The 17,437-nt window shown below is 67.3% G+C and carries 13 protein-coding genes; 7 read left to right on the forward strand and 6 right to left on the reverse strand.

Translation table 11 applies throughout. The features are described 5' to 3' along the window. Positions 1 to 132 precede the first annotated feature (132 nt). Complete coding sequence (locus AZOLI_RS12590; RefSeq protein WP_044550132.1) at positions 133 to 444, forward strand: hypothetical protein; 312 nt, start codon at positions 133 to 135, stop codon at positions 442 to 444. Between the two features lie 48 nt (positions 445 to 492). On the opposite strand, the gene AZOLI_RS12595 is transcribed toward AZOLI_RS12590, so the two are convergent. Further along, the gene (locus AZOLI_RS12595; protein ID WP_014249043.1) at positions 493 to 1,293 is read right to left on the reverse strand and encodes an undecaprenyl-diphosphate phosphatase; all 801 of its coding nucleotides are present in this window, start codon (positions 1,291 to 1,293) and stop codon (positions 493 to 495) included. Between the two features lie 376 nt (positions 1,294 to 1,669). Here AZOLI_RS12595 and AZOLI_RS12600 point away from each other — a divergent pair, with 376 nt between their 5' ends. Both AZOLI_RS12600 and gltB read left to right on the forward strand, forming a co-directional pair. Next, complete coding sequence (locus AZOLI_RS12600) at positions 1,670 to 3,118, forward strand: NAD(P)-dependent oxidoreductase (RefSeq protein WP_014249045.1); 1,449 nt, start codon at positions 1,670 to 1,672, stop codon at positions 3,116 to 3,118. A gap of 208 nt (positions 3,119 to 3,326) precedes the next feature. Further along, the gene (gene gltB, locus AZOLI_RS12605) at positions 3,327 to 7,889 is read left to right on the forward strand and encodes a glutamate synthase large subunit (RefSeq protein WP_014249046.1); all 4,563 of its coding nucleotides are present in this window, start codon (positions 3,327 to 3,329) and stop codon (positions 7,887 to 7,889) included. A 153-nt stretch (positions 7,890 to 8,042) separates the two neighbouring features. Here gltB and AZOLI_RS12610 read toward each other — a convergent pair whose 3' ends face one another. Then, on the reverse strand, positions 8,043 to 9,695 hold the full coding sequence (locus AZOLI_RS12610; RefSeq protein ID WP_162488069.1) for a tyrosinase family protein: 1,653 nt from the start codon (positions 9,693 to 9,695) through the stop codon (positions 8,043 to 8,045). A 190-nt stretch (positions 9,696 to 9,885) separates the two neighbouring features. Next, entirely contained in the window at positions 9,886 to 10,536 is a 651-nt protein-coding gene (locus AZOLI_RS12615) for a glutathione S-transferase family protein (protein WP_014249048.1), read from the reverse strand. A gap of 544 nt (positions 10,537 to 11,080) precedes the next feature. Here AZOLI_RS12615 and AZOLI_RS12620 point away from each other — a divergent pair. Beyond that, positions 11,081 to 12,460, forward strand: coding sequence for a leucyl aminopeptidase family protein (locus AZOLI_RS12620; protein ID WP_014249049.1), 1,380 nt, complete (start codon positions 11,081 to 11,083; stop codon positions 12,458 to 12,460). A 203-nt stretch (positions 12,461 to 12,663) separates the two neighbouring features. Then, positions 12,664 to 13,686, forward strand: coding sequence for a flagellar motor switch protein FliG (gene fliG / locus AZOLI_RS12625; protein WP_014249050.1), 1,023 nt, complete (start codon positions 12,664 to 12,666; stop codon positions 13,684 to 13,686). Positions 13,687 to 13,753: 67 nt separating this feature from the next. Here fliG and AZOLI_RS12630 read toward each other — a convergent pair whose 3' ends face one another. Continuing rightward, the gene (locus AZOLI_RS12630) at positions 13,754 to 14,950 is read right to left on the reverse strand and encodes a sensor histidine kinase (RefSeq protein WP_014249051.1); all 1,197 of its coding nucleotides are present in this window, start codon (positions 14,948 to 14,950) and stop codon (positions 13,754 to 13,756) included. A gap of 68 nt (positions 14,951 to 15,018) precedes the next feature. Further along, entirely contained in the window at positions 15,019 to 15,516 is a 498-nt protein-coding gene (locus AZOLI_RS12635; RefSeq protein ID WP_014249052.1) for a low molecular weight protein-tyrosine-phosphatase, read from the reverse strand. A gap of 166 nt (positions 15,517 to 15,682) precedes the next feature. Here AZOLI_RS12635 and cobB point away from each other — a divergent pair, with 166 nt between their 5' ends. Together cobB and AZOLI_RS12645 are read left to right on the forward strand one after the other, a co-directional pair. Further along, a complete protein-coding gene (cobB, locus tag AZOLI_RS12640) occupies positions 15,683 to 16,426 on the forward strand; it encodes a Sir2 family NAD+-dependent deacetylase (protein ID WP_014249053.1) in 744 nt (247 codons plus the stop codon). 1 nt (position 16,427) lies between these two features. Further along, positions 16,428 to 17,027, forward strand: coding sequence for a uracil-DNA glycosylase family protein (locus AZOLI_RS12645; RefSeq protein ID WP_044550137.1), 600 nt, complete (start codon positions 16,428 to 16,430; stop codon positions 17,025 to 17,027). 25 nt (positions 17,028 to 17,052) lie between these two features. On the opposite strand, the gene AZOLI_RS12650 is transcribed toward AZOLI_RS12645, so the two are convergent. Continuing rightward, positions 17,053 to 17,403, reverse strand: coding sequence for a metallopeptidase family protein (locus AZOLI_RS12650; protein ID WP_014249055.1), 351 nt, complete (start codon positions 17,401 to 17,403; stop codon positions 17,053 to 17,055). Positions 17,404 to 17,437 lie beyond the last annotated feature (34 nt).

The following is a 17,437-nucleotide window of genomic DNA, read 5'->3' on the forward strand; positions in this document are numbered from 1 at the left end:
TCTCGGTTCCGGCGGCACGCGGGGCGTGCAGAGCGTGTCTTGGATGCGGCCCTTCGTCGCCAAGGCCAATGCCCATTGCAATCGGCGGAGACTTCCGGAAGAGTCCTTGCAAGACCCCGGCAATCCGCATGCATGATGATCAGACCTGTCCTTGTAGACTACAACGGCATCGCGTTTCCGGCGGACGATGACGACGCGGCGGCGCTTCATGCAGTTCTGCTGAAAGCGGTTCGCAGTCCAATGCATCCGGACGATGTCAGGCTGCTTGCCGGAGAGACGGTGCTGATCATGTCGGTCAATCACGGCAGACGTACAGCCGGCGTCGCTTACCGCTTTGCCGTCAGATCGCCGCCCGCGGGGACGGTCTACCGCATCGGCAACCGGCTGACGAATGAGCCTTACATCCTCTTGTCGATACGGCACATGGTGGTCGGGAAACGCTGAGCCCGGCAGTTTCCCGCCGGGCGACGTCGCAGGCTCATCTCGGCCGCGTCACAGATACAGGAAGGCCAGCATGCCGGTGCCGATGGCGATGCGGTACCAGCCGAAGGGGGTGAAGCCGTAGCGGCCGACGAAGTCGACCAGCGTCTTCACCACCAACGCCGCGGCGATGAAGGCGGTGACGAAGCCGACCAGGATCAGCAGGCCGCTGTCCAGGCTCATCACCGACCAGTTCTTGTAGAGGTCGTAGGCGGTGGCGCCGGCCATGGTCGGCACCGCCAGAAAGAAGGAGAATTCGGCCGCCGCCTTGCGGTCGACGCCCATCAGCAGGGCGCCCAGGATGCTGGCCCCCGACCGCGACACGCCCGGCACCAGCGCCAGGCACTGGCAGAAGCCGATCTTCAGCGCCAGCGGGGCGGAGAAATTCTCGATCCGGTGATAGCGGGCGACCGGGACCAGCCGCTCCACCAGCAGGATGGCGATGCCGCCGACGATCAGGGCGATGCTGACCACCGTCGGGTTGAACAGCAGCGTCTTGATGACGCCATGCAGTCCGGCGCCCAGCACCATCGCCGGCAGGAAGGCGATCAGCACCGCCATCACGAAACGCCGCGCGCCGGGGTCGTCCTTCAGCCCTGTGGCGACTTGCCACAGCCGCTGGAAATAGACCACGCAGATCGCGAGAATGGCGCCGAGCTGGATCACCACCTCGAACACCTTGCCGGGCGGGCCCTGGAAGCCCAGCAGCTCGTCCAGCATGATGAGGTGTCCGGTCGAGGAGACGGGCAGGAACTCGGTCAGCCCCTCCACCAGCCCCATGAGTGTGGCGTCCAGATATTGATCGATCATCATCGCGGCACGGAGCCTTCGGCACGGTTGGATGTTGCGGTGCTTATAGCAGGCGGTGCCGGTCGTTGGCGACGGCGAGGGGTCGGTACCCCTATTTGCGAGATAGTCTCGTTTATGGACTAATTTTCTGTCTCGTTTTTGTGACGCTGGGCCGCACCGCTCATGCATTTCAGCCTTGCGGGAGAAAAGGTCAACAAAACGGACCTATCGGTTCTTTTGTGCTTCCGCCGCTCCCGCGCATGCGTTATATGACGAGCGTCCGCCACTTTGCGGACGTTCGATTTCAACCCAGCCGGTCGGTGCAGGCCCACGCCGCAGCCCCCGGTCAGGCACGTCCCCGCGACAGCGGGCGGGGCCGCGAAGCGAAGGAGCAGACGTCATGGCGAACCAGAAAATGTTGGGCTTCGTGCACACCGCGCAGAAGATGCCCGACAAGCGGTCTGCCGCCGACCGTCGCCAGGACTTCGCCGAGATCTACGCCCGCTTCAGCGACGAGCGCGCCGGCGAACAGGCCAACCGCTGCTCGCAGTGCGGCGTTCCCTTCTGCCAGGTGCATTGCCCGGTCTCCAACAACATCCCCGACTGGCTGAAGCTGACCGCCGAGGGTCGCCTCGAGGAGGCCTACGAGGTCTCGCAGGCCACCAACAACTTCCCCGAAATCTGCGGCCGCATCTGCCCGCAGGACCGCCTGTGCGAGGGCAACTGCGTCATCGAGCAGTCGACCCACGGCGCCGTCACCATCGGCTCGGTCGAGAAATACATCAACGACACCGCCTGGGAGAACGGCTGGGTCAAGCCGCGCAAGCCGGCCCGCGAGCTGGGCCTGTCGGTTGGCGTGATCGGCGCCGGCCCGGCCGGGCTGGCCGCCGCCGAGGAGCTGCGCGCCAAGGGCTATGAGGTCCATGTCTACGACCGCTATGACCGCATGGGCGGCCTGCTGGTCTACGGCATCCCCGGCTTCAAGCTGGAGAAGGACGTCGTCGCCCGCCGCGTCCAGCGTCTGGCCGATGCCGGCGTCATCTTCCATTCCAACTTCGAGGTCGGCCGCGACGCCTCGCTGGCCGAGCTGCGCGAGCGCCATGTGACCATCCTGGTCGCCACCGGCGTCTACAAGGCCCGCGACATCGAGGCTCCCGGTTCGGGGCTGAAGAACATCGTGCCGGCGCTGGAATACCTGACCACTTCCAACCGCGTCGGCCTGGGCGACTCGGTCGAGGCTTACGAGGACGGATCGCTGAACGCCGCCGGCAAGAAGGTGGTGGTGCTCGGCGGCGGCGACACCGCGATGGACTGCGTGCGCACCGCGATCCGCCAGGGCGCCACCTCCGTCAAGTGCCTGTACCGCCGCGACCGCAAGAACATGCCGGGCTCGCAGCGCGAAGTGGCGCATGCCGAGGAAGAGGGCGTCGAGTTCGTCTGGCAGGCCGCCCCGGAAGCCTTCACCGGCGACGACGTGGTGACCGGCGTCCGCGCCGTCCGCATCCATCTGGGTGTCGCCGACGCCACCGGCCGCCAGACCCCGCAGGTGATCGAGGGCTCCGAGTTCACCGAGCCGGCCGACCTCGTCATCAAGGCTCTCGGCTTCGAGCCGGAGGATCTGCCGGGCATGTTCGGTTCGCCCGACCTGACCGTCACCCGCTGGGGCACGCTGCTGGTCGACCACCGCACCAAGATGACCAGCCTGGACGGCGTCTTCGCCGCCGGCGACATCGTCCGCGGCGCCTCGCTGGTGGTGTGGGCCATCCGCGACGGCCGCGACGCCGCCGAGGCGATGCACGCCTACGCCCAGACCGTCGGCGCACCCAAGCTGGCGGTTGCCGCGGAGTAATCCACCCACCTGCCCCCTCCCCAGCCCTCCCCCGCTTCGCGGGAGAGGGTGCCTCACGGGAAGGCGGCGCAGTCCCCTCTCCCACCGCAGGTGGGGGAGGGTTAGGGAGGGGGCCGTTCGCTCTCTCCACACCAGAACCACCGTCTACCCCAGGGGGCCATCCCTTCCGCCCCCCAGGTCAACGTCCAGACTGTGAAAGGGTCGTTCCATGACCGCCGAGTTTAACCAGGGCTCGTTGAACCAGGGTGAGCAGTTCGTCGCCGATTTCCGCGCCAACGCCGCGGCGCTGACCACTGCGCACGCCTACAATCCGGCCGACGAGCACGACGCCTGCGGCGTCGGCTTCATCGCCGCGATCGACGGCAAGCCCCGCCGTTCGGTGGTCGAAAAAGGCATCGAGGCCCTGAAGGCGGTCTGGCACCGCGGCGCGGTCGACGCCGACGGCAAGACCGGCGACGGCGCCGGCATCCATGTCCAGGTGCCGCAGAAGTTCTTCAAGGACCACGTCAAGGTCATCGGCCACACCCCGCCGGAGAACAACCTGGCGGTCGGTCAGGTCTTCCTGCCGCGCATCAGCCTGGACGCCCAGGAAGCCTGCCGCTGCATCGTCGAGACCGAGATCCTGGCCTTCGGCTATTACATCTACGGCTGGCGTCAGGTGCCGATCAACGTCGACATCATCGGCGAGAAGGCCAACGCGACCCGGCCCGAGATCGAGCAGATCATCATCGGCAACAGCAAGGGCGTGTCCGACGAGCAGTTCGAGCTCGACCTCTACATCATCCGCCGCCGGATCGAGAAGGCGGTGCATGGCGAGCAGATCAACGACTTCTACATCTGCTCGCTGTCGGCGCGCTCGATCATCTACAAGGGCATGTTCCTCGCCGAACAGCTGTCCACCTTCTACCCGGACCTGACCGACGACCGTTTCGAGTCGTCCTTCGCCATCTACCACCAGCGCTATTCGACCAACACCTTCCCGACCTGGCCGCTGGCCCAGCCGTTCCGCATGCTCGCCCACAACGGCGAGATCAACACGCTGAAGGGCAACGTCAACTGGATGAAGGCGCACGAGACGCGGATGGAGCATCCGGTGTTCGGCGCCAACATGGCGGACCTGAAGCCGGTGATCGGCGTCGGCCTGTCGGACTCGGGCGCGCTCGACAGCGTGTTCGAGGTGATGGTCCGCGCCGGCCGCAGCGCGCCGATGGTCAAGATGATGCTGGTGCCGCAGGCGCTGACCAGCTCGCAGACCACGCCGGACAACCACAAGGCCCTGATCGCCTACTGCAACTCCGTCATGGAGCCGTGGGACGGCCCGGCCGCGCTCGCCATGACCGACGGCCGCTGGGTCGTCGGCGGCATGGACCGCAACGGCCTGCGCCCGATGCGCTACACCATCACCACCGACGGCCTGATCATCGGCGGCTCCGAGACCGGCATGGTCAAGATCGAGGAGAATCAGGTGGTCGAGAAGGGCCGCCTCGGCCCGGGCGAGATGATCGCCGTCGACCTCCAGGCCGGCAAGCTGTTCAACGACCGTGAGCTGAAGGACCATCTCGCCACCCAGAAGCCCTGGGGTCAGTGGGTCAAGAACACCACGCATCTGGACGAGCTGGTCAAGACCGCCTCGCTGAAGGGCGAGCCGTCGGAGATGGAGAAGGAGGAGCTGCGCCGTCGCCAGATGGCCTTCGGCCTCGCCATGGAAGACATGGAGCTGATCCTCCACCCGATGGCGGAGGACGGCAAGGAGGCCGTCGGCTCGATGGGCGACGACAGCCCCATCGCCGTGCTGTCCGACAAGTACCGCGGCCTGCACCACTTCTTCCGCCAGAACTTCTCCCAGGTCACCAACCCGCCCATCGACTCGCTTCGCGAGCGCCGGGTGATGAGCCTGAAGACGCGGCTGGGCAACCTCGGCAACATCCTGGACGAGGATGAGAGCCAGACCCGGTTGCTGCAACTCGACAGCCCGGTACTGACCACCGCCGAATTCCACGCCATGCGGGAGTATATGGGCGACACCGCTGCGGTGATCGACGCCACATTCCCCATCGACGGCGGCCCCGACGCGCTCCGCGACGCGCTGCGCCGCATCCGCCAGGAGGCGGAGGACGCCGTGCGCGGCGGTGCCAACCACGTCATCCTGACCGACGAGGCGATGGGTCCGGCCCGCGCCGCCATCCCGGCCATCCTGGCGACCGGTGCGGTCCACACCCACCTGATCCGCTCCAACCTGCGCACCTTCACCTCGCTGAACCTGCGCACGGCGGAATGCCTGGACACCCATTACTTCGCGGTGCTGATCGGCGTCGGCGCCACCACCGTCAACGCCTATCTGGCGCAGGAAGCGGTGGCCGAGCGCCAGCGCCGCGGCCTGCTCGGTTCGCTGTCGCTGGAAAAGGCGATGACGAACTACAAGAAGGCCATCGACGACGGCCTGCTGAAGATCATGTCCAAGATGGGCATCTCGGTCATCAGCAGCTACCGCGGCGGCGGCAACTTCGAGGCCATCGGTCTCAGCCGCGCCCTGGTCGCCGAGCATTTCCCGGCGATGGTCAGCCGCATCTCCGGCATCGGCCTGAACGGCATCCAGAAGAAGGTGCTGGAGCAGCATGCACTGGCCTATGCCGGCGAGGCACTGCCCCTGCCGGTCGGCGGCTTCTACCGCTTCCGCAAGTCGGGCGACCGCCATGGCTGGGAGGGTGGGATCATCCACACCCTGCAGCAGGCCGTCACGAACGACAGCTACACCACCTTCAAGAAGTATTCGGAGCAGGTGAACAAGCGGCCGCCGATGCAGCTGCGCGACCTGCTGGAGTTCCGCACCACCAAGGCCGCCGTTCCGGTGGACGAGGTGGAGAGCATCACCTCCATCCGCAAGCGCTTCATCACGCCGGGCATGTCGATGGGCGCCCTGTCGCCCGAGGCGCACGGCACGCTGAACGTCGCCATGAACCGCATCGGCGCCAAGTCCGACTCGGGCGAGGGCGGCGAGGATCCGGCGCGCTTCCGTCCCGACAAGAACGGCGACAACTGGAATTCCGCCATCAAGCAGGTGGCGTCGGGCCGCTTCGGCGTCACCGCCGAATACCTGAACCAGTGCCGCGAGCTGGAGATCAAGGTCGCCCAGGGCGCCAAGCCCGGCGAAGGCGGCCAGCTGCCCGGCTTCAAGGTGACGGAGATGATCGCGCGGCTGCGTCACTCGACGCCGGGCGTCATGCTGATCAGCCCGCCGCCGCACCACGACATCTATTCCATCGAGGATCTGGCCCAGCTCATCTATGACCTGAAGCAGATCAACCCGGACGCCAAGGTCACGGTGAAGCTGGTCAGCCGGTCGGGCATCGGCACCATCGCCGCCGGCGTGGCGAAGGCCAATGCCGACATCATCCTGATCTCCGGCAACTCCGGCGGCACCGGCGCCTCGCCGCAGACCTCGATCAAGTTCGCCGGCCTGCCCTGGGAGATGGGCCTGTCGGAGGTGCATCAGGTCCTGACGCTGAACAAGCTGCGCCACCGCGTGCGGCTGCGCACCGACGGCGGCCTGAAGACCGGCCGCGACATCGTCATCGCCGCCATGCTGGGCGCGGAAGAGTTCGGCATCGGCACCGCCAGCCTGATCGCCATGGGCTGCATCATGGTCCGGCAGTGCCATTCCAACACCTGCCCGGTCGGCGTCTGCGTCCAGGACGAGAAGCTGCGCGAGAAGTTCGTCGGCACGCCGGAGAAGGTCGTCAACCTCTTCACCTTCCTGGCCGAAGAGGTCCGCGAGATCCTGGCCCGCCTGGGCTTCCGCTCGCTGTCCGAGGTGATCGGCCGCACCGACCTGCTGCATCAGGTCAGCCGCGGCGGCGCCCATCTGGACGATCTCGACCTCAACCCGCTGCTGGCCCAGGTCGATCCGGGCGAGAACGCCCGCTATTGCACGCTGCAGGGCCGCAACGAGGTGCCGGACACGCTGGACGCCCGCATCGTCGCCGATGCCCGCCCGCTGTTCGAGGAAGGCGAGAAGATGCAGCTCGCCTACAACGCCCGCAACACGCAGCGCGCCATCGGCACGCGGCTGTCCTCGATGGTGACGCGGAAGTTCGGGATGTTCGGGCTGCAGCCCGGCCACATCACCGTCCGCCTGCGCGGCACCGCCGGCCAGTCCCTGGGCGCCTTCGCGGTCCAGGGCATCAAGCTGGAGGTGATGGGCGACGCCAACGACTATGTCGGCAAGGGCCTGTCGGGCGGCACCATCGTCGTCCGTCCGGCGACCAGCAGCCCGCTGGAGTCGAACAGGAACACCATCATCGGCAACACGGTGCTGTACGGCGCCACCGCCGGCAAGCTGTTCGCCGCCGGCCAGGCCGGTGAGCGGTTCGCGGTGCGCAACTCCGGCGCCACCGTGGTGGTGGAGGGCTGCGGCTCCAACGGCTGCGAGTACATGACGGGCGGCACGGCGGTCATCCTGGGCAAGGTCGGCGACAACTTCGCCGCCGGCATGACCGGGGGCATGGCCTACCTGTACGACCCGGAGGACTCGCTGCCGCTGCACATCAACGAGGAAAGCGTCATCTTCCAGCGGATCGAGGTGCCCCATTACGAGGCCCAGCTCCGCGCCCTGATCGAGGAGCACGTCGCCGAGACGCAGAGCCGTTTCGCCGCCGAAATCCTCAACGACTGGCAGCGCGAACTCGGCCACTTCTGGCAGGTGGTCCCGAAGGAGATGCTGCACCGTCTGGCCGTGCCGGTGACCCTGCCGCGCGCCATCCCGGCGGAGTGACCTGCCGACCCGCGATCGGTTCGGGCGACCCCGGCCGAACCGATCGCGGGCTTGGGCCTCGACGGACAAGGGCCTGCCGCCCCGGTGGTTCGCCACCCGGACGGCAGGCCCTTTCCATTTTCCGACCGTAACCGCCGAAGCGGGCAGCCGGGATCAGTCCTTCAGCTCGACCGACCCGATGTTGACGTAGGTCGTTCCCGCCCCCGGCTGCTGGCCGATGGTCGTGATCGTCACCGTCACCGGACCGCCCGACCAAATCCCCTTCTGGCGCTGCGTCTCCAGCAGCTTGGAGACGTCATAGACGAAGGAGGCGGTATCCATCCCGTGTCCGGCGCCATGGCCGGCATGCCCCGTGCCACCGGCTCCCGCCGCGTTGCCGCCGGCCGCGCCGACGGTCCCAACCTTGAACAGGTTGATCGGGCCGGCGTAATAATCGCCGCCCACCGCGGCGGTGGTGCCGGCTGGAAGGTTGACGAACACGTACAGCGGCGCCGGCGGTCGCTTCTGCACCGTCAGCCCCTTGAGCACCAGGGTTTCCGGCGTTGCCGGCGAAGCGGTCGCCCGCGCCGTTCCCTGGAGGTTGGCCTGCGGGACGGGGGTCAGGGTCAGGGTGGTGCCGCCGCCGCCCACCGCCACGTTCTGGCTGGCGGCCACCGTGGACACCGGGATCATCGAAGCGGTCGCGCCGGCGGATGCCAGTGCCGCGACGGGAGCCGATTTCGGCGTCGACGCCATCACCGCGCTGTCGCCCGGCTTGGGCGCCAGGGAATCGTAGCCATAGCCCAGGGCCTTGTAATTCAGCGCGCCCTGTGCCGTCGCCGTGACCAGCCGGCCCATGCCGTCGACGAAGGAGAAGACCTTGGCGTCCCAGTCCGCCTTGCTCGGCTGGGCCGCCGTGCCCTGGCCGGGAGGCGCGAAATTGATGGTGTCGTTCCCGGGATAGCTCTGCCAACTCGCCCACAAATGGTCGATCTGGCAGTGATGCATGTAAAAGATCGGATCATGGGCGGCGGTCGGCACATTGCCCATCAGTCCGCCGACGCCGTCATGCACGTTGTCGTGCGGCTGCGTCTCGGTCCGTCCGGTATAGCCGTAGCCGTACCAGCCCGCGGAGGGCGGGAAGACCAGCGGACTGCCGACATCGGCCGGATAATAGGCCGCCGCCACCAGCGAACCGCTGTAATCCACCAGCGGGAAGCCCAGATAGCCGTTCTTGTTCATCGGCTGGGTCTGGGAAACCAGATTCAGCGGATCGGTGAAGCCGTTGCCGCGGATCGCCTCGTACAGCGCACTCGCCGGGTCCTGGAACTGCGGAGGAAGCTGCAGGTACTTGCTGGTGCTCGCCCCGTAATCCCAATAGGGCAGCGCGAAGTCCGGCTGCTTGCTGACCGAGCGGATGATCTGCTCGAAATAATACATGTACCAGCGATGCCAGGGCAGGAAATAGGGGCTGCCGTGCGGACAGGTCGACCAGCAGGCAAGTGCCGCCTTCTTCCAGGACGCCGCCGCCCCGGTCGGGTTCTTCCCATAAATCTGGTCGATCTTCGCCTTGAAGCTGGCCGACCCGTTGACATAGCCGTCGGAATTTGGGTCTTGCGGATCATAGGGAAGCGAATGGATGTAGGCCTGGAAGGTCCAGCTTTGCGGCTGCGGCGGGTTGTTGATCGCCGGATCCTTCATGGCCTTCACGGCTTGCTCGTAGATCGCGATCATCGCCTGCCCGGCCGGCGTGGCGATGTTGGGGCGGTTGGCCGTGGCGGCCTGTGCCAACCGGATCGGAGTGCCGACCGCCGCCAGACCAGCCACCGCGGCCCCGCTCGCCAAAAGAGCGCGTCTTGTCGGATTAATGCCATTCTTTTGCATTCATTTTTCTCCACATACAACCATGGAGAATATTAAGCCACAGATAATCTCCCATCATTCAAGGCACAGTTTCCTGCATCGTCCCAGCCAAGGGGACGGACACGCGCATATCCAAGCACAACCTTGACTCAGCTCAGGGTTCGAATTCCCAAGGCTCCGCATTGGCTGCCGCGATCCACTCCCGCATCGCCGGTAGCGCCAGCACCGCGTCCATGTATGCGCGCGACACCGGCGACACCGCGACGCCATAGGTCTCCAGCCGCGTCACCACCGGGGCGAACATGGCGTCGGCGACGGTGAAGGCGCCGAACAGGAACGGCCCGCCCGCAGGGCTGCCGAAGCGGCTGCGGGCATCGGCCCACAGCGCCTCGATCCGGGCGATGTCGGCGGCGGTCGCCTCGGTCATGCCCTGCCCCTTGCGGTCGCGCTTGAGGTCCATCGACATGGTGCTGCGCAGGGAGACGAAGCCGGAATGCATCTCCGCCGACACCGCCCGCGCCACCGCGCGCGCCGCCCGGTCCGCCGGCCACAATTGGGCATCGGGCGCCAGCTCCGCGACATACTCGCAGATCGCCAGCGAATCCCAGACGGTCAAGCCATCATGGGTCAGGGACGGCACGCGGCCCGACGGCGAATGCTCGGCGATGCGCGCGGCGGTGTCCGGCTGGCGCAGGGGAATGACGATCTCGGCAAAGGCAAGCCCCGCCTGCTTAATCGCCAGCCAGGGGCGCAGCGACCAGGACGAATAAGCCTTGTTTCCCATCACCAGAGTCAGGTCGGACATCGGGCTGCACCTTCTTCAATACAGGTCAGGCAAGTTCCCGAGCATGGCCCAGCACCGGGACCTCAACAAGTCGGACGGCTGCGCCCGGAAGAGGATCAGCCTTGCCGTCGGGACAATCCTCGGTCGGACGTTTTTCATCCGGCACATCCCGAGCCTCGCCCGACATGGTAGTGTTGCGCATCTTCCGGGTTGCGATGGACAGGCCATGCCTCCGATGGTTAATCCGCTGAAATCAACCGTCTCCCACTCTCTCCCGCCTACCCTCCCGCTGGCGATGGAACAGTGGAACATCGCGGCGAAATCGTTTCACGGTGTTTCATCCGTTCCATTCACGCGCACCACCGGCGGGATACGGCGGCCGGATGGAACAGTGGAACATCCCCGGAAAACCGTTCCACCCTGTTCCATCCGCCGACTTTCACAGCCCGCCCATGCCTGCCCGGCGCATGCCACCCCTTTCCAGCCGGCGCCCGGCGCGCCATCCTTGGGGGATGGGCATCCGCATCGGATGCGTGACGCGATCTCGTGAGAAGGATCCTCAGTCTTGCTCGCCACCCTGCTTGCCGTCGACGGCCCCGACACCGTCGCCCTCACCCCCGTGACCAAGGCCGGGCTGGCCGACTGGCTGGCCGCGCAATCGCCGGCCGTCGCCTCCTGGGTCAAGGCGGTGGGCTTCACCGGCGAGGCCGGATCGACCGTCTTCCTGCCGGGACCGGACGGGGGCGTCGCCCATGTGCTGGCCGGCGTGTCGGCCATCGACGATCTGTGGGCCTTCGCCGGGCTGCCCGCCTCGCTTCCGGCCGGCTCCTACAAGATCGACGCGACACTGGACGCGCGGACGGCGACGCGGGCGGCGCTGGGCTGGGCGCTCGGCAGCTATCGCTTCAGCCGTTACAAGAAGCCGCCCGAGAAGGGCTTCGCCAATCTGGTCTGGCCGGCGGCGGCCGACCGCGGCGAGGTGGAGCGGGCGGCGACCGCCACCTGGCTGGTGCGCGATCTGGTAAACACCCCGGCCTGCGACATGGGTCCGGCCGAACTGGCCCAGGCGGCGCAGGATCTGGCGGCGGAATTCGACGCGGCGGTCGAGGTGATCGTCGGGCAGGATCTGCTCGACCGCGACTATCCCGCCATCCATGCCGTTGGCCGCGCCAGCCCGCGGGCGCCGCGACTGATCGACCTGCGCTGGGGCAACCCGCAGCATCCGAAGGTCACCATCGTCGGCAAGGGCGTCTGCTTCGACACCGGCGGGCTGGACCTGAAGCCGTCCTCGGCCATGCTGATCATGAAGAAGGACATGGGCGGGGCGGCGCATGCGCTGGCGCTCGGCCGGATGATCATGATGGCCGGGCTGCCGGTGCGGCTGCGCGTGCTGGTGCCGGCGGTGGAGAATGTCGTGTCCGGCGACAGCTTCAAACCGCAGGACGTGCTGAAGACCCGCAAGGGCCCGACGGTGGAGGTCGGCAACACCGATGCCGAAGGCCGCCTGATCCTGTGCGACGCGCTGGCCGAGGCGGATTCGGAGAAGCCTGAGCTGCTGATCGACTTCGCCACCCTGACCGGTGCCGCCCGCGTGGCGCTCGGCCCCGACCTGCCGGCGCTGATGTGCAACGACGACGCGCTGGCCAACGACCTGACCGAGGCCGGGACCGCGGTGGACGACCCGATGTGGCGGCTGCCGCTGTGGGCGCCCTACCGCAAGGGGCTGGACAGCAAGGTGGCGGACATCAACAACGTCACCACCAACGGCTTCGCCGGCGCCATCACCGCCGGGCTGTTCCTGCAGGAATTCGTGTCGAAGGGCACGCCCTGGGCGCATCTCGACACCTATGCCTGGAACGGCTCGGCCCGTCCCGGCCGGCCGGAGGGCGGCGAGGCGCTGGGCCTGCGCGCCGCCTATGCGGTGATCGCCAAGCGGTTCGGCTGACGGCTGCGGCTGGCAGAGGCGGAGGCGGGGGCGGAGGACGGAACGAAGGGCGGGGAATCGGCCGATTTTGTCCCCGTCCTTCATCCTCGAAGGGATGGAATGCCATAGAGGATCGTATTAAAACGGAAGAACAGGAAACCTGACGTGTAAGAATGAACCGCCCGCCCCAGGCGCGAGGTGGGCGGATTGGCGGAGGCGGACAGATGGCGTTGAAGGTTCGCGAGGATTACCGGACCCTCACCGGCCCGGAAAAGGCCGCCATCATGATGCTCGCACTGGGCGAGGAGCATGCCAGCAGGCTGTTCTCGCTGATGGACGACGAGGAGATCAAGGAGCTGTCCCAGGTGATGGCCAACCTGGGCACCGTGTCGGCCAACCTGATCGAGCGCCTGTTCGTCGAGTTTGCCGAACAGATGTCCGCCACCGGCTCGCTGGTCGGTTCCTTCGATTCGACCGAGCGCCTGCTGCTGAAGACCCTGCCGAAGGACAAGGTCGACCAGATCATGGAGGAAATCCGTGGTCCTGCCGGCCGGACCATGTGGGACAAGCTGGCGAACGTCAACGAGTCGGTGCTGTCCAACTATCTGAAGAACGAGTACCCGCAGACCGTCGCCGTCGTCCTGTCCAAGATCCGCCCCGAACATGCCGGCCGGGTGCTGACCCAGCTGCCGGAAAGCTTCGCGATGGAGGTCATCATGCGCATGCTGCGCATGGAGGCGGTGCAGAAGGAGGTCCTGGACGACGTGGAGCGCACGCTACGCACCGAATTCATGACCAATCTCGCCCGCACCAGCCGCCGCGACAGCCACGAGATGCTGGCGGAGATCTTCAACGGTCTGGACCGTACCACCGAGCACCGCTTCATGGCGGCCCTGGAGGAGCGCAACCGCGACAGCGCCGAGCGCATCAAGTCGCTGATGTTCACCTTCGAGGACCTGTCGAAGCTCGACCCCAGCGGCGTCCAGACCCTGCTGCGCACGGTGGACAAGCAGAAGCTCGGCACGGCGCTGAAGGGGGCGTCGGAAACGCTGAAGGACCTGTTCTTCTCCAACATGTCCGAGCGCGCGGCCAAGATCCTGCGCGAGGACATGGCCGCCATGGGACCGGTGCGCGTCCGCGACGTGGACGAGGCGCAGATGTACATGGTCCAGCTGGCCAAGGATCTCGCTGCCCGCGGCGAACTGGTCATCTCCGAAGGCAGCGGCGAGAACGAGCTGATTTACTGACGGACGATCCGGCTACGGCGGCCTAATCGAGGACATGGCGGGGGGGAGGCGACGGCCGGCTCCGTCCTCACAGCTCCTGCGGCAGGGTGATCGTCACCGTCGTGCCGGCCCCCGGCGCGCTGTCGAAGGCGATCCGGCCGCCGAGCGGGCCGGTCACCGTGTTGAAGACCACCGCCAGCCCCAGCCCCTTGTGCCCGCGCCCACGGGCGGTGGTGAAGAAGGGATCGGTCAGGATCGGCAGATGCTCCGCCGGGATGCCGGCGCCGCGGTCGCGGACGGTCAGGGTCCAGGCCGGCACCGCATCCAGCGTCGCCGGCTCCACCGTCACCTCGACGGCGCCGGGACCGCCGGCGTAACCATGGGCGGCGGCGTTGGCGAACAGGTGGTTCAGCACCCGCTCCAAAGGCTGGGTGCAGCCGATCCACGGACAGGGAGCGCCCGGCATCACCCGAAGGGACAGCTGCAGGTCCGGATACTGGACGGCGAACAGCGCCGCGATGTCGGCAACCGTCTGGCGCAGGTCCAGCGCTTCCAGCGGTTCGGCGTTCTGGCAGGCGGCGATGGCGGAAAATGCCTCCACCAAATCCACCGCGCGCGCGAGATTGGCATCGAGCAGGGCGGCAGGCTCCCGCAATTCCTCCGTCGCGAGCGGACCGTTGCCGGGACGGGCCAGCTCCTGCAAGTGGCTGGCTGCGGTGACGCAGACACCGAGCGGCGTGTTCAGCTCATGCGCCAGCCCGGTCACCGCCTGGGTGATGGCGCGCTGGCGCGCCAGAGCCGATTCGGCGATGCGGGTGCGCCGTTCCAGATCCTCGCGCACCACCCGCTCCGACACCTCGCGGATCATCCGGCTGAGTTCGCGCAGCAGTTTCGCCAGCAGATCGGGCGAGGGGGAGATCAGCGCCAGGAACAGCTCGCGCTCCAGCTCGAACACCGTCACCGGCGTGGCGGCGATCACTGAGGCGGAGCGGGCGCCGCCGTCGATCAGCGCCATCTCGCCGAAACAGTCGCCGGCCCGGCGGAATCCGACCTCCACCTGACCGCCGAACTGGTCGTTGCGCACCACCCGCACCGTGCCGTCGAGCAGGACGTAGAGCGAGCTGGCGATGTCGCCCTCGCGCATCAGCACCGTGCCGGCCGCGGCATCGAACACCCGCCCGCGCGAGGCAACGGCCGCGCGCTCCTCCGGCGAGAAGGCCTCGAACAGGACGATGCCGTCGAGGATTCCGCCGGGCGTGGTGGTGCCGGTGGCTGCGCTGGTCATGGCTGACGGATGCTCCGAAAGGGCTAATCCCGGCAGCATAAACCAAGCGGCCGGGGCAGAGCGACACGTTAACCGATGCGTTCGCGAATCGGAAACTCGCATTCGCGCATCAGGCGATCCAGCAGGCCGCGCGACCCGGCCTCGCACAGATCCAGCACCTGTTCGAAGCCGTCGGGGCCGCCGTAATAGGGATCGGGAACCTCGCGGCCCTCAAACCCCGGCGCATCGTCCAGGAACAGGCGGAGCGCGGCGGTGGTGCACGACGGGGCGATGCGGCGCAGCTGGGCCAGATGGCCGTGGTCCATCGCCAGGATATGGTCGAAGCGGGTGAAATCCGCCGCCACCACCTTGCGGGCGCGCAGACCCGACAGGTCGACGCCGCGGGCCAGCGCCGCGTGTTGCGTGCGCGGATCGGGCGGCTCGCCGACATGATAGCTGTGGGTGCCGGCGGAATCGGCGATCGCATGCGGCCCGAGACCAGCGCGCTCGGCCAGATGGCGGAACACCCCCTCGGCGGTTGGCGAGCGGCAGATGTTGCCCGTGCAGACGAACAGGACCTTGACCACCTGCGGTATCCCCCTTCTTTCTTCTCAGCGGCTTTACTTCCAGGCGCGACAAGCGTACGCCGCAGCAGTTTTCCACATGACCGGTTTCCGAACCGTTAGATCGGATCGCGTAAAATCGAACTCGATTTGAAGCGTGAATCCGATCGCCAGATATCAAGGGGATGCCATGCCCTCGCCCGCGCTGACCAACCGCCTGCGACCGACCGACTCGATCGTCATCCTGACCGGGGCCGGGATTTCCAAGGAATCGGGTCTGGACACCTTCCGCTGCGCCGGCGGCATCTGGAGCCAGGTCGATCTGGAGGATGTGGCGACGCCGCAGGGCTTCGCGCGCAACCCCGACCTCGTCCACCGCTTCTACAACGACCGCCGCCGCGGCCTCGCCGACCCGGCGGTGCAGCCCAACGCCGCGCACCGGGCGCTGGCGGAGCTGGAGCGGCGCTGGAAGGGCGATGTCCTGCTGGTGACCCAGAACATCGACGACCTGCACGAGCGCGGCGGATCGACGGCGCCGCTGCACATGCATGGCGAACTGCTGAAGGCCTTCTGCCTGCATTGCCGCACGGTGACGGAGGTTCAGGGCGACCTGTCGGTGCACGACCATTGCCTGACCTGCGGGCGCAAGGGCGGCATGCGGCCGGACGTGGTGTGGTTCGGCGAGATGCCCTACCAGATGGAGCGCATCCAGCGGGCGCTGGAGGAATGCGACCTGTTCGTGTCGATCGGCACGTCGGGCCATGTCTACCCCGCCGCCGGTTTCGTGGCGGAAGCGCGGTCGGCCGGCGCCTATACGGTGGAGCTGAACCTGGAACCGTCGGAGGGTGCTTCCCATTTCCACAGCTCCATCCACGGCCCGGCGACCCAGGTGGTGCCGGCCTTCGTTCAGGATCTGCTGTCGATTGTCCGATGACATGGCTAAGGGCGGTTCGGATCTGGACCGCCTGTTCGCGACGGTGCGCGCCTGCACGCTATGCGCAGGCGTCCTTCCCCATGGCTGCCGCCCGGTCCTGCGCGGCAGCCGCACCGCCCGCCTGCTGATCGTCGGGCAGGCGCCCGGCGCGCGGGTGCATGCCAGCGGCATCCCCTGGGACGACGCCTCCGGCGACCGGCTGCGCAAGTGGCTGGCGATGGACCGGACCGCCTTCTACGACGAGTCCCGCATCGCCGTGGTGCCGATGGGGCTGTGCTATCCCGGAACCATGCCGAAGGGCGGCGATTATCCGCCGAGGCCCGAATGCGCGCCCTTGTGGCATCCGCCGGTGCTGAGCGCGCTGTCGGGCGTCCGGCTGACCCTGCTGATCGGGCAGTACGCCCAGACGCGCTATCTGGGCGACCGCCGCAAGGCGACGATGACGGAGACGGTGGCGAGCTGGCGCGACTACGGCCCAGCCTATATCCCGCTGCCGCACCCGAGCTGGCGCAACACCGCCTGGCTGAACCGGAACCCCTGGTTCGAGGAGGAGCTGGTGCCGGCGCTACGCCGCCGGGTGGCCGAGGTGCTGGAGGGCTGAGAGGCCCCCGCCCTACTCCCCCCGGCTATTCCATCGTCTCGATCCGCTCCATGTCGTCGTCGGAGAAGCCGAAATGGTGGCCGATCTCGTGGATCAGGACATGGCGGACGATGGCCGGCAGTTCCTCCCCCGTCTCGCACCAGTAATCCAGGATCGGGCGGCGGTAGAGGAAGATCATGTCCGGCCCGCCGCGCAGGTCGGCGACGCTTTGCCGCGTCAGATCCACCCCCCGGTACAGGCCCAGCAGGTCGAATGGGCTTTCCAGCTCCATCTCCCGCTCGGTATCCTCATCGGGAAAATCCTCGACATGGATGACGAGGTTCCCGACCGGGGCCAGAAGCTCCGCCGGGATGGTTTCAAGCGCTTCTTCGGCCATGCGCTCCAGGTCTTCGACCGTGGGCGGAACCGTA

It is taken from the genome of Azospirillum lipoferum 4B, from assembly GCF_000283655.1.
Taxonomy (GTDB): Bacteria; Pseudomonadota; Alphaproteobacteria; order Azospirillales; family Azospirillaceae; genus Azospirillum; species Azospirillum lipoferum_C.

What these genes read in the sequence shown, in the direction of transcription:
- AZOLI_RS12590 (WP_044550132.1), top strand. Translation starts at nt 133, where the DNA reads ATGATGATCAGACCTGTCCTTGTAGACTACAACGGCATCGCGTTTCCG.
- AZOLI_RS12595 (WP_014249043.1), bottom strand. Translation starts at nt 1,293, where the DNA reads ATGATGATCGATCAATATCTGGACGCCACACTCATGGGGCTGGTGGAG.
- AZOLI_RS12600 (WP_014249045.1), top strand. Translation starts at nt 1,670, where the DNA reads ATGGCGAACCAGAAAATGTTGGGCTTCGTGCACACCGCGCAGAAGATG.
- gltB (WP_014249046.1), top strand. Translation starts at nt 3,327, where the DNA reads ATGACCGCCGAGTTTAACCAGGGCTCGTTGAACCAGGGTGAGCAGTTC.
- AZOLI_RS12615 (WP_014249048.1), bottom strand. Translation starts at nt 10,536, where the DNA reads ATGTCCGACCTGACTCTGGTGATGGGAAACAAGGCTTATTCGTCCTGG.
- fliG (WP_014249050.1), top strand. Translation starts at nt 12,664, where the DNA reads ATGGCGTTGAAGGTTCGCGAGGATTACCGGACCCTCACCGGCCCGGAA.
- AZOLI_RS12630 (WP_014249051.1), bottom strand. Translation starts at nt 14,950, where the DNA reads ATGACCAGCGCAGCCACCGGCACCACCACGCCCGGCGGAATCCTCGAC.
- cobB (WP_014249053.1), top strand. Translation starts at nt 15,683, where the DNA reads ATGCCCTCGCCCGCGCTGACCAACCGCCTGCGACCGACCGACTCGATC.
- AZOLI_RS12645 (WP_044550137.1), top strand. Translation starts at nt 16,428, where the DNA reads ATGGCTAAGGGCGGTTCGGATCTGGACCGCCTGTTCGCGACGGTGCGC.
- AZOLI_RS12650 (WP_014249055.1), bottom strand. Translation starts at nt 17,403, where the DNA reads ATGGCCGAAGAAGCGCTTGAAACCATCCCGGCGGAGCTTCTGGCCCCG.